Raw genomic sequence first — 12948 nt, 5'->3', positions numbered from 1 at the left:
CGCCAAATGCCCGTTTCAGAGCCCCCAGGCTAACTGTGCCCGGTCCGTCGGTGTAGAAGAGACAATGGCGGCCATGAACAGCTTCTCTTTCTCAGAAATCAGTGGCGGAGCGCTTTCGGTTTCCCATGATCCATCGTTATTACTCGCCGTACCCACTGCCGCACCCAATGCCATCTGCGTTTCCATTGCCTGAAACACCAGCGGATGTGCCTGCCAGCCCGTATCGCTACGGTATGCCCAGCCCCAACTGCCGTCACTGAACGCGCGGTGGTCGAGCAGACGAGCAAACGTGGACAGACAGTCCATTTTCGGCTGAATAAGCCACGGCCCCTGCTCCATCAGGTGAGCAAGCGATGTACCGCTATACAGGGGGAAAGCCTGTTCAACCCAGTTGTTCACATAGAGCGTGTTGACAGGATTAGGCACCGAAAGCGGGTTGATCATCAGGTAAACTGGCGATTTGTCAGATCCGCCCAGCCAGGTTGCCCAGCTTGTTTTTTGGGTAGAATCAGTCATGACTGTCCTCCCTGCGGGGCTTTAATCACCCAGGCTGCATTCTCCTGAGCCTGCAATGCACAATATTTTTTGACCGGAAATTCCACCTCCGGCAATGGCTCCACGCCTTCCGGTAATTGCAGTGAAACCCCGCGCCCGCTGCCGCCTGAACCTTGTCCAACATTAATCGGTGAGCAGAGAATGCCGCCCGGTGTGACTTTCAGAAAACTGCCGCCCACTTTCAGGGTGATTTCGGCTGCCGCTTCCAGCACCACTTTGCCGCCGCTTTTCAGATGGATTTCCTGTCCGCTGTCAATCACAGTCGCGTCGCCGGTCTGGATATGCTGGCTGCCGGCAATCCGGTGGGAGACATCCCCTTCGGTGGTGATTTTGCGCGAACCGGCGACCTGATGATGGTCATCGGCGCGGATATCGTGGTAACGGTTGTTATCGATGCGGCTCTTCTGGTCATGTTTGATGTGCCAGTAGGCATCATTTTCGATATGGGCAGTCAGGTCTTTCTGGCCGTGGAGATAGATTTCTTCGCTGTCTTTCGCATCCTCAAAGCGCAGTTCGTTAAAGCCTTTGCCTTTGTGGGTTTTGGTTTTAAACGTGGTACGAGTTTTTTGGGCCGGTAAATCCAGTGGCGGGCGGTTCAGGCCGTTATAGACACAGCCAGTGACGATGGGGCGGTCGATATCGCCGTTCAGGTAAGAGATAATCACCTCCTGCCCGATACGCGGTATCGCCATAAAACCAAAGCCGTTACCGTTCCAGCCCTGTGCCACCCGCACCCAGCACGACGCGCTATCATCGGGTTGGTCATAGCGGTTCCAGTGAAAATGGACTTTAATCGCCCCGTCTTTATTAACGAAGATTTCCTCACCTTCCGGGCCGACCACGATGGCGGTTTCATCGCCATCTGCCAGCGGTTTGTAGTGGAAAGGCGGGCGGTAATCATCCAGACCGGAAATAAAACTGAACTGGTTGGAAAGCGTGGTGCCTTCACCGGCATCATTTCCCAATGCCTGCGGGCAACGCCCGTGGTGGCTGATACCGACTACCTGCCAGCGAACATTAAGCAGTTTATGGGGATGATTTTTTATCTCGAAGATTTTGCCCGGCATCAGTTTGATGCAGTTACTGCTACCGCTGCCCGTCTGTTTCTGGTTGTCCAGTGCTTCCTGCCGGTATTTTAAAAATGGTTTGGCGGCGGCATCTTTCTGGAAGCGTCCGTAACTTTCAAACACGGTGTAAGGGGTCTGGCTGCCGAAGTCACGAAAGCCTTCGCTGCTGTGCATATGGGAGAGGTGATAGCGCGGGTTCTCCGGGTTGAAATCTTTGTGCAAACTGCGCTGCGGACTCATGCCGACGCCTAACCGTACCTGATAAATCGTATCTACCCCATGCGCGGTTTCCGGCTGGGGCTGGTATACGGCAGGTAAAACGTAATCCACTTTTCATTTTTTATTCCTTATCGGTTATGACATGCATGCCTTACATGGCCGGGCGTAATCCATCGACATGCCAGAACTGCCATAGCACCTTGTGACTGTCCGGGGTGAAAATTTGCAGCATGACAAACGAAGATTGGGTGATAAAACAAGCCAGTGCCTGATTGATTAACCGGCAGAAGCGATACATTTCTCCCTGATTACGATAACAATCAGGGTTCAGCGTCAGTGAGAGTAAATGCCCGCGAATGGGGCGTCCCCGCCGCATCCGGTCAGTCAGACGCTCTTCCACCTGTACAATGCCGTCAATGTGTTGGCGGAACTGGCGGCTCAAGGGGCGATGGATGTCCGGTCGCCTTGTTATCATGATTGTCCAGTTGTTCGGTCGCCTGACGCAGCCGATCATAACGACCAAGCAGGGCGTTAAAGCGGTCATCAATCCCTTTCAGCAATACCGGCGGGGGTATTTCCCCTTTGGCCGCATAGGCACCTAACTGGCGCAACTGTTCTTCCAGCGGAATTTCACTGCTGTGGCTGCGCTGGATGTCATAGATAGCCGTTTTCAGGTAGGACAGGGTGAAGCTGCCCCTAGTCCGCTCCTGCAACAGGATCTTATCCGCCAGTTGCTGGAGCTGGTCACGGGTGGTATTCCAACTCCCTGTCAGCGGTACACTATCAATACGGGCGACGACCTGCTGCTGCCATTGGCGGGTCACCTGCTGCTGAACCGGAGACTGTGGCCACCGCTGTTCCGCGGTTGCGGTCAAGGCACGGGCTGCCTCCCATGTCACTCGTGGTGAAGTCTCCGCCAGCCGTTCAAGCTGGCGGGCATAACCTGCCAGTTCAGGTTGGTATAGCCACGCCAGCCGGTCACCCGCGGGCTGATCGGTGATGGCATGGAGTTGTTGTTGCAGGGGTTTGTAGAACAACAGCCAGCAGCCCATCAACACCAATAAGCCCAACAAAGCCCCCAGACCAAAGCCCTGCCACGCACTTAGTCCCTGCGGGGGCTGTTCGGGAAACTGAACCCGTACTCGCGGTTGGTTGTCAGCCGCAGGCTGGGATTCATGGCGCAGTGGCGGCGGAGGCGGTGGTATTTCCGGTTCTCCTTCCGACTGAGACAGGTAAACCAGAGGAGGCATCTGCACCGGTTGCGCCACCGGTTTCGCCGCCTGACGGGGTTTCTCCAGTTTTTTCGCCGCGTTCTGGAAAAACCACAACAGGTTTTCCACTCGCGGCAGGCGTTTCAGGTCGGATTGCTGCAACCGATCGATAATGAGCTGGAGTGCCCGTTCAGCGCGGTAAATCATCCGCAGGTCGCTGGCGGCAAAATCAAGTTGGCGCAGTACACTGCTGGTACGGGCATGGAACCATTCCAGCAAGTCGGTGCGAACCTGTGGCTGAGGCGGCCACAAGGTATCCCATTCACTGACGATAACCCCTGCCAATAATTCACACCCCTCAGTGAACCCTGCCAGCTCATTTAAGTGCATCCGTGCCAGGGTGTAGTAAATCGCGGTTTGTAAATCGACCCCGTTGGTTTTGAATAACGTCAGGGACAGGGATTCGACCAACGGCCAGTTCACTTCCGGCTGTGCCGGATGGCTGGTTTTGTTGATTTCATCGCGGATAACGGCAAATTCTGGCAAATTCAGCGGACTGCCGCCCGCACGGATAATAAGATTTTCAGGATGCCCACTCATATTCTCGCTTTTCTCCTTAAAAAAAACCCTGCCCGAAGGCAGGGGAAAGTGTTGCTATCAAAGCTGACTCACTGCCGCTGCCTTAATAGAGGGTGTCTGGCAGTTTGAATTGACTGAACAGCCCACCCGCAAACGGGTTGTCCGATTCATCCACATAGATGCGATAGGTCATCTCGCCATTATCGACGCTAAAGCGTACATCAAAGAAGCCCGGCTGGACGTTGGTCAGCTTGCCGCTGTTAATCAGCCGCAACTGAGCCCACGGGCCGCTAAAGCTGACAGAGCGTGGTGCCTGATTGCTTTTCGCCGGCATCAGGGTCAGTTGGCTTTCCGTGCCGGCACGCATGGAGTTTGGCCAGACCAGACGTGCCACGTTGCTGCGACCGTGGGAATAGTCCACCAGTTGGCCGTCAAGGTTTAGCAAGGCACGGCGTTTATTGCCGGTCAGGCTCACCGGTTCAACTGCAAACTGGGTGCCGAGGCCGTTTTGTGGCGTAAAGAAGGTGGTGCGAATGCGGTTCGCCACTGCCAGTTGTTTCATAACGTCTGGACGGATCAGCATCTTGCCATCGGTACCCATGGTCAGGTTGTTCTCCACAAACGGTTTCAGGCTTTGCTGGTAGAAGGCATCCAGCGTCCCGCCCGGCCGGAAGAAGCGATCAAACTCGCTCAACGGCACTTCTTCACGGGCGTTCGGGTTGAACGGATAGCGCCCTGCCAGATAGGTTTTGTACTGCCTGACCACCGTGTCGTTCCATTCCACTTCCAGCGAGCGAACCGCTTCCATCATCACCACACGCCACGCCTGCTCTGCCAGTTCACCAATCCAGCGGTTCAGCGGCTCCGGCAGGTTCTTCGCCATCTGCTGCACTTCAAAAATGGCGTCGCTGTTGTTCTTGTCCAGACGCATTTGTACCGCCTGTAATGCAGCCTTACCCGGTACTGGTGAGTTCTGGATCGCCAGCAGGTAACGATGCAGAGCCATCAGTTTTTGATAGACACTTTGCAAGGTGCTGCCCTTGTCACCATGCTCAACCAGTACCCCCGTTTCCGGTGCAAAGTCACGGCTAATGCGGTTTAACAGGCGATAGTCTTCTTTCAACGTCAACGCCTGTTTTTCCTTGTCGCTCAATGAGGCGCTATTTATTATCGGTGGATTGGTGTTATCGCTCAGGATTTGCAGCGCCCGCTTGATGGGTTGCTCACCACTGATCACCTGTTCGATAGCACTGATGGCTTGTGGCAAATCATCAAAGTCACGCACTTCGAGGTTGTTCATCGCCGCCCGCCAGGTTGCGGTGTACTCGGCCACGTACAGCTCGGTAATTTCGCGTTGGATCCGCGACTGATCGGTATCACTGTACTTATCGTTCGCCGGTGATGGCGCCTGTTCGGCGTATTTATCCGGGCTGTTATTCTTGATGTTCAGCACCCAACTATCCATTGCCGTCAGCTCCACCAGCTCATTACCCTGCTGGACGAAGTAATCCATCAGGCCGTGGCGGGTCAGAAATTGCGGCACCACCAGCCGTTTTTCGTTGCTGGCCACAAACACGCTGTCAAAGCTTGGACCAATCTGGTCACGCAAGTTGATCGGTGCGGGCAGGGCGTCCTGAGCCTTGATGCGCAGGTTCTGGTACACTCGCTGGTTGACGGAGAGTGCTTTCAACTCCTGCTGAGCTTGGTGGATCGGTTTGACAAAGGGGACAAAGCGATCCGTTGCGTCCTGTTCGCCTTTATCTCGTTTGTCTTTCCAGTCAGTCCGCTCCAATGCGTAGTTCAGATGGGTCAACAACGCCTCTTGTACATCACGCTGGCCGTGGAATGCTTTACTCCAACGCTCACGCATGTATTGGGTCACCAGACCACTGTTACGTTTGCTGGCATCTTCCATCATGCGCATGACACGTAAGATCTCGAGTTTTTCTTCACTGCCTGCCGGTGCCTGATTTAAGTCATCCAGCAATCCCTGCATCAAGGCCGGCAGGAAACGTTGTTCCAATAGTTTCAGGTAGGTGCCTTCTACATACGGCCCGACACCTCCTCCCTGATATAACGCCATATCGGTCAGGAAGGATTTGTTTTCGTGATAGTTACCGTAAGCCAGTGTCGCATCCCTGATTGGGTTCAGCAGCGGTAACTGGAGGTTACCGTAATGGTCATCACCTTTCGGTGGTGGGACGGACAGGAAGTTTTTCGCCTGCGCTAACACTTCTTCACCTGCCCGATAGTTTTTCTGATAGAAGTAATGCCAGCCCCCCCACATCGCCAGAATGACCGATGCACTGACTACGGAGAAGGTATACAACTGACGACGGTTGCGGCTCAGCCAGATCCGGTTTTCGGCCGCCAGATTCGGCTCTGCCAACAAGACATCTTCGAACAGAGAATTTGTGAAGTACGGCAGGGTATCGCCCGTCGGCCAAGTAGGGAAGGCCTGCAATCCCAGATGATACTGAGACGAAGCAGATTGAGTGAACAAGTCATCCATCTGCCCCATCTGGTGCGCTGACGTCAAATAAACGCCACGTAAGGTTGGACGGTGGTGTTCGTCGTTATACAGAATATCTTCCAGCATCTGGACGATGTAGCTGTACAGTCCCTGAATCTGGCGGGTGAAACTAAACAGAGCGCTGCGCTGGTTCGCGTCCACGTTGTTTAGCATCATGTCCGGCATCGCCGAATTCAGGTTGTTCATCCACTGTTTCCAAAACTCTTCCAGTTCACTGCGCCACGCTTTTTCATCGCGGTTGTTAAGGCTGAAAGTCACGCCCAAAATCTGGTCGCGCAATTTACGATCCAGTGACTGGTACATCGCCTCAAAGCCGTGCAATAAGTCAATTTTGGTCATCACCAAATAGAGCGGTAACTGGCTGTGGAAAGTCAGGCGAATGTCTTGCAGACGCTGATGGATCTCCCTTACATAGCGTTCGCGCTGCTCACGGCTATCAGTCATCAGACGCAGGATATCCACGGTCAGGATAATACCGTTGAGTGGCTGGCGCTGACGGTTTTCAGCCAACCAGTTCAGCAATGCCTCCCACAGGCGGCTGTTGATTTGCGGTTTATCGCTATTAGGCGGGACTGGCTGGTCAATTAACTGACCTTTCGGATCGATGATGACCGCTTTTTCCCCCAACCAGCAACGCAGCATCAGGGGCACTTCTCCATCCTGACGCAAATATTCCGGTGCCGCGATTTCGGATAGTTTATAACCTTCCTTTATCAGTGAGGTTTTACCACTTTTCTGGCTACCGACGATGATGTACCACGGGCGTTCATACAGGTAATTGTACGAATCCAGATGGCGTTGCAACTGGGATTTCCAGTGTTCGAGATAACGATCTTGATGTTCAATATCCACCCGTACCGGATCAACCACTTTCAGTTCAACATCAAGGTTCAGTTTTTCCAGTGTCCGCAAGCGACGCCACACCTTCATGCCAACCCAAAACACCACTACCATGATAATGATGACTGTCGCCAGCCAGCGCGCCGCGAGGCTTTCCAGTGGATAATCGTTGCGGAGTTTCCATTCCGGCCCCCACCACCAGACCGCAATTAACAGCAAGCAGGGGATCAGTGCCAGAACCAGTGCCATCAATGCCTTGAGGCGAGGCAGAGATTTAAACTTTGCCAGTGTCGGCAAAGCTGATTTCAATGGAGCCAAAGATGACAAAGAGGGCCATTTCATGGGTTAACACTCCTGTTTGAAGCCGTATCCTTGAGAGGAGAAGGGAGTTTTTCAGCTAATGAAGCCAGCAGGCTGGGTTCCCATTGAGTAAGTTGCATGTGTTGTCCCGTGTGTAACAAATTCCGGTAATGCTGTTGAGCCAGCGCTGTCATGCCAGCTTCTTCAAGCAATTGGGCATTGAGCAATTGACCATAAAATTGATCCCGTGGCTCCGTTAACTGTTGCTGGTGTTCTTCCAACATTTTTAGGGCTGCTTCCAATCCCTGTTGCTGGAAACATTGCCAGATAACTTCCTGATCAGCAGAAATGGAACCCGTGCCCGTTGCCACAGGTTCAGGCGCAAGCCAGTCGAGGGTTTCAGGGGAGATAAACGAACTCATGTCAGAAAAACTTAAGGTTTTCAGCACGGGCAACCGTTCCAGAAAGGCATTAAGTTCATCACGAATGGTCTGGGCGACATCTCCATACCCCAATTGCAATGCGGCTTGTGCAGCAATGGCATGGCCATCCAGCCAGTAAGGGGCAAGCGTCAGACTTTGCTCGATTTGCTGGAGCAATTTGTTGTCCGCCATCGGTAATTTCGCCAAATAATCAGCAGTACGATCGGCGGAAGTTGGTGCCAATGGGGTCTTGCCGGTCGCACTCGCCATCGGTGCGGTGGTGATGGTGTGCCATACCGCATGGCGGCGCAGGGAATAACCAACCGGCAATTCGGGATACCGTTCACACAGCAGATCGGCAACCGTCATTAAAGTCTGTTTCCACGCTTTTTCGCTCGAACTGTTAACGTCTACTTCTGGCATCGTTGCCACTTGTGGCGCCTGCCCCACAGATTCAGCGGGAGATGAAACCGGCGTTGCAACAGAAACGGGTTTTGTCTCCACAGGTGCGGCTTCTGGCTGACGGTTGTAACGAATGCGCAGTTGGTCAATTTCTTTGGCAAGATCGGGTTCATTGGCATGCCAGCATTGGGCGAGATGTGCCAACGCCCCTTGTGCATCATCCCGCTCATTTTTGCTTGCATGTTCAATAAAGCTGCTTTGGGCGGAATCAAAACGCTTGAGTACTTGCTGCGCCAGCCGGCGTTTTAACTGTGGCTTGGTTGGCCAGGCTTTTTCCCAGTAGTTTTTGACATACCCAGCCAGCAGCTCCATGGCGAGGATCAGTTCAGCCGCGTTTCCGGCATGTTGCAGGGTACGCAGCAGATGAACCATCAGCCGGAAGTCTTTGCTGTTTTCCCCCAACAATTGCAATGCCTGACGCTGGATCTCTTCAACATCCAGCAAGCCATGTGACAGTGAACCAAACTTGATCATTTCGCTGTCAATGTATTCCCATGCAGGTTCGTTTTCTCCCAGTGCCTTGCCAATCTGTTCGTCGGGCAGGGGGGCTAGCAGGGAGCCAAACCAATCGAATTGTGTTCTGATATCCATGTCGATTACCAACGGCAAGCAGCACGTAATGGCTTCGCTGCCTGCTCCAACTGAGAAATGTTAAAGGTTATCTGGTTACCATTACTGCCCGTAATGCTCATCCGATCGTTGTCCATCAGGCGTTTGATTTCCTCAATGCCCGGTAAGCCACGGCTGGATTCCCACAAATAACCCTGCTCCCGCACGAACCATTCTGTACGGTACTCGGTTCTGTCTGTTGCCACAGTGACAACCCCTGACTCCACGGGTTTGGGCAGTGCCACCTGCAAGCGGGTGATACTGTCAATGCAACTCAGCATTAACACGGGACGTGGAGGTGGTACTCCAATCGCGGGCGTGGTCAAGATAATCGGTGCCGCACCGTTCTCTCCCTGCGTCACAATGAAACTGGTAGAGTAATCAGTGCGTTTCATCTCCTGTTCCATCGCTTGTCGCCATAAAGGCCCCATATTTTCGATGGGGATATGCACAGTTTTAAATTTGAGGTTATTCAACGCTCTGTCATAACATGCCAGCCGAATAAGAGGAGACGGCTCAAAACGGCATTTATGCAGTTCATCTAAATTTTGCTCTTCCTTTACCGCAACCACTTCCTTTGGTTCTGCCACTTCTGCAAGCTTGAGGTTCCCTGTCAATGAAGCGAGTAATGAACTGATAATTAAAACAATATTCATAATCTACACCCGTACTTAGCCAGTTTGTAAACCAACGACCGCTGGGGAATGCCCAGACTTTGTGCAATCAATCTGGTGTCGTTACCAAACTGACGCTGACGTTGAATCAACACGGCACTTTCAAATTCTTCTATGGCCTTTGGCAGATTATCGATATAACTGTAATCTACGGAGATACTGCTGACCGCCGCTGGTTTTTTCGATGCACTCAGGGAAGCAAGCAATTCATCCAATTGTTTTTCTTTTTGGCGTTGAACCTGAAATACCTGACGGATTTGGCGTAACTGTCCGCGCAGTTGTTCGAGTTCCTGCAATTTCTTCAGGCGGTGCTGCATGACATGGCAATAGATACCGAACATGTTTTCATTGTTGGTGAAAGGGTGGACATTTTCGGCAAAGATAGCGATCACACCACAAGCCTGTCCATTGCAGTCAAACAGGGGAATGCCGTACAACCCACAGTTATGCGGCAGTTCCGCAATAAATGTGCGGAAATGTGGATCGTCAATGCGTGCCCCGTGATTAAGGGAATCCCAAACAGTTGGGGCTCCCTTACGTAATACCTGTATCAACGGGTTATTGACGTCATTAATGTCCACTTGCAACCGGCGCGAACTGGTTTGTTGAGGTTCCGGTAAGTTGTAGCATTCCAACCTGTTTTCGTTGATGTTCAGCAGAAAAACCAACAGGGCATCAAAACGCGAGCTAAGGCTGACCTGCAAAAAATGGTCAACCAGTTGTTCTACAGTGTCATTATCCAATAACGCTAGTGCGCTCTTCAGCCGCTGTTTCATTATGCCGCCTCCTCAACCTCTGCGTGGAATTCATGTTCAATCACGGTTAAGCGAATGGCCTTGATTGGTGTACCCACGGCCATTTTCTGCAATAACAGTAATGACACTGGCGGTAGCAGTGCGCCATCAATGATGGACTCCAACATGCGAGCACCATTTTCCGCGCGGGTAGCACGTTGCAGGATCTCTTCGGATACCTCATCACTAATAGTGACTTCTGCGTTGAAACGTTGAGTCAGCAGGGTATCCAGCCGAGCCAGTTTGCCCTGAATAATGGTTTTCAGCGTTTCATGCCCCAACGGCAGGTAAGGGATCACCTCCATACGCGCTAACAGAGCTGGTTTGAAGAATGCTGCCAATTCAGGGTAAAGCAGGTCGTTGATCTGTGCTGGCTGCTCAGCATTGTCTACGATGGTTTGATAACCCAGATTTGACGTCAGGAAGAATACGACGTTTTTACAGTCGATGATGCGCCCTTCCCCATCCGCCAGTTCCCCTTTATCGAAAGCCTGATAGAACAGGTTCAATACGTCAGGATGAGCTTTTTCCACTTCATCCAACAAGACAACTGAATACGGTTTTTGACGAATAGCTTCGGTCAGTACACCCCCCTCGCCGTATCCCACGTAACCTGGAGGTGAACCGATCAGACGGGAAACCGTATGTTTTTCCTGAAACTCGGACATATTGATGGTGGTCAGGTATTGACGGCCACCAAACATCAGTTCCGCAATTTGCAGAACGGTTTCTGTCTTACCGACACCACTTGGTCCTACTAACAGGAATGCCCCAAGAGGACGCCCCGGACGGCGCAAATCCGCACGAGCTGTCAGTAAATGTTTGTGCAAGCACTGGATCGCAATTTTCTGCCCCTTGATGCTTTGTCCCAAGTGAGTAGGTAATTCAGTGACGATGGACAGTTCACTTTGTGATAAACGGTTCAATGGTACCCCCGTCCACTCGGCAATCACTGCGGCAATCTGCGTCTTATCCACATGTGGGGAAACCAGCGTTTGCTGCTGTTGTAGTTCTGCCAACTGGGTATTGAGATTCGCCAGTTTTTCGATCAAGGATAGTTCGTCGTCAGCTTCTTCTATTACCTCTGCTACCTCTGCTACCTCTGCTTCTTCTGCGGTTTCATCTTGTCCGGTCGCTTGATGTTTGTCCGCATTTTCGGCAATATCGTCAGCCAATAATTGGCTGCGCAGTTCGATAATTTGCTTCACCAATTCTTGCTGCTGTTGCCAGCGATTTTCCAGCTCAGTAAGTTGTTGTTGAACTTCTTGTTGCTGGTTTTGTAACTCCGCCAATCGCTCGACATGGATATTCAGCCCCATGCGTTGCTCCCTCTCCAACACGTCGATTTCCATTTGCATCTGGTGCAATTCGGTGGTTAACGAGGAGATTTGGCGCGGTGGTGAAGTCAGGTTAATGGCAACACGGGCACAGGCAGTATCCAGCACATCAATGGCTTTGTCTGGCAGTTGGCGGCCGGAAAGATAGCGATCACTCAATACCGCAGAGGCTTTCAGTGCTTCATCATCAATCAGCACACCATGCGCCTGTTCGTAGATAGCACGCAAACCGCGCATAATAACGGTCGCTTCATCTGCGGTCGGTTCAGAGACTTTCACCAGTTGGAAACGACGGGACAGCGCGGCGTCTTTTTCAAAATATTTCTTGTATTCACTCCATGTGGTGGCGGCGATGGTTTTCAGTTCACCACGAGCCAGAGCGGGTTTCAGCAAATTGGAGATATCCAATCCCCCCGCCTGGTTACCCGCACCGATCAGGGTATGGGCTTCATCAATAAACAGGATGATGGGTTTTGAAGATTGGCTAATTTCAGCCATGATGCCTTTGAAACGTTTTTCAAATTCACCTTTAACTGCTGCCCCTGCCTGCAATGCTCCCAGATCCAGTGTCATCAGTTCACTATTGCGCAATTTTTCCGGTACGCGATCGTCAATAATGCGCAATGCCAAACCTTCAATCAGGGCGCTTTTACCAACACCCGCCTCACCCACGACGATGGGGTTGTTTTTGCGGCGACGGCAAAGAATGTCGATCATCAGATCGATTTCATTATCGCGGCACAAAACCGGATCAAGCTTGCCCTGACGTGCCTGTTCGGTCATGTTTTGGGTAAAGCGAGCCAGCAAATTGTCGCTGTTTGCCGGATGTACGCCCTGCCCATCTTTATTACTGTTATCCGCAAAAGGCTGTTCAGCCGAGCCATTCGTCCATTCAGCAAAATTTTGGCGCACTAATTCGCGGTTGATACCAGCCAGCAAACGCGCAGTTTGTGGTGCCAAATAACGCAACGGGCTGAATAGCAACGCAATCAGCATAACGCCACTGCGTAGTTCGGAATGTTGCATCTCAGTAGACGCCAACAGCCAGCTATCCTGCAACCATTCCACCAGCATTGGGGAAAAATTGGGGTAGGCCTGTACAAGCGATTGATGGTGCGTCATTACCTGATCGAGCTGTTCTTTCAGCAGATCTTTATCGATATCTGCTTTACTTAGGATGAGTCGCACATCACTGAGTGGCGTATCGAGCATTTGCAACAGTAGTTGCGCAACCGTAATTTCAGGTTGTTGCTGGCTGACGCAAGATGCCGCAGCAGCTTCCAGTGCGTGGCGGGTCATCGGGTTTAAACGATTCACAAGGGTAGGCAGATCAATCTGGATCATGG

9 protein-coding genes are annotated in these 12948 nt (G+C 52.1%); all 9 read right to left on the bottom strand.

Going from position 1 to position 12948, the window contains the following annotated elements:
- Window positions 1–15: 15 nt before the first annotated feature.
- Window positions 16–516 carry a DUF4123 domain-containing protein gene (locus Xish_RS09095; protein WP_099117596.1) on the bottom strand — a complete coding sequence of 167 codons (501 nt, stop codon included), beginning with the start codon at window positions 514–516 and terminating at the stop codon, window positions 16–18.
- The gene (tssI, locus tag Xish_RS09090; protein ID WP_244185964.1) at window positions 513–1952 is read right to left on the bottom strand and encodes a type VI secretion system tip protein TssI/VgrG; all 1440 of its coding nucleotides are present in this window, start codon (window positions 1950–1952) and stop codon (window positions 513–515) included. The genes Xish_RS09095 and tssI overlap by 4 nt, the downstream gene beginning before the upstream one ends.
- Before the next feature lie 40 nt (window positions 1953–1992).
- A complete protein-coding gene (locus Xish_RS09085) occupies window positions 1993–2316 on the bottom strand; it encodes a type VI secretion system baseplate subunit TssF (protein WP_167383192.1) in 324 nt (107 codons plus the stop codon).
- Window positions 2255–3652: a VasL domain-containing protein gene (locus tag Xish_RS09080; protein ID WP_099117594.1), complete on the bottom strand. Its 1398-nt coding sequence runs from the start codon at window positions 3650–3652 to the stop codon at window positions 2255–2257. Before Xish_RS09080 ends, Xish_RS09085 begins: the two co-directional genes overlap by 62 nt.
- A gap of 82 nt (window positions 3653–3734) precedes the next feature.
- Window positions 3735–7346, bottom strand: a complete 3612-nt coding sequence (tssM, locus tag Xish_RS09075) for a type VI secretion system membrane subunit TssM (RefSeq protein ID WP_099117593.1) — start codon at window positions 7344–7346, stop codon at window positions 3735–3737.
- Window positions 7343–8779 (bottom strand): type VI secretion system protein TssA, encoded by a 1437-nt coding sequence (gene tssA / locus Xish_RS09070; RefSeq protein ID WP_099117592.1) that lies wholly within the window; start codon window positions 8777–8779, stop codon window positions 7343–7345. Before tssA ends, tssM begins: the two co-directional genes overlap by 4 nt.
- 5 nt (window positions 8780–8784) lie before the next feature.
- Entirely contained in the window at window positions 8785–9453 is a 669-nt protein-coding gene (gene vasI, locus Xish_RS09065; RefSeq protein ID WP_099117591.1) for a type VI secretion system-associated protein VasI, read from the bottom strand.
- Window positions 9450–10247 (bottom strand): Fis family transcriptional regulator, encoded by a 798-nt coding sequence (locus Xish_RS09060; protein ID WP_099117590.1) that lies wholly within the window; start codon window positions 10245–10247, stop codon window positions 9450–9452. The genes vasI and Xish_RS09060 overlap by 4 nt, the downstream gene beginning before the upstream one ends.
- On the bottom strand, window positions 10247–12946 hold the full coding sequence (gene tssH / locus Xish_RS09055; RefSeq protein WP_099117589.1) for a type VI secretion system ATPase TssH: 2700 nt from the start codon (window positions 12944–12946) through the stop codon (window positions 10247–10249). The genes Xish_RS09060 and tssH overlap by 1 nt, the downstream gene beginning before the upstream one ends.
- Between the last annotated feature and the right edge of the window lie 2 nt (window positions 12947–12948).

The organism is Xenorhabdus ishibashii, assembly GCF_002632755.1.
Taxonomy (GTDB): Bacteria; Pseudomonadota; Gammaproteobacteria; order Enterobacterales; family Enterobacteriaceae; genus Xenorhabdus; species Xenorhabdus ishibashii.
This window is presented reverse-complemented; position numbering and strand designations above follow the sequence as displayed.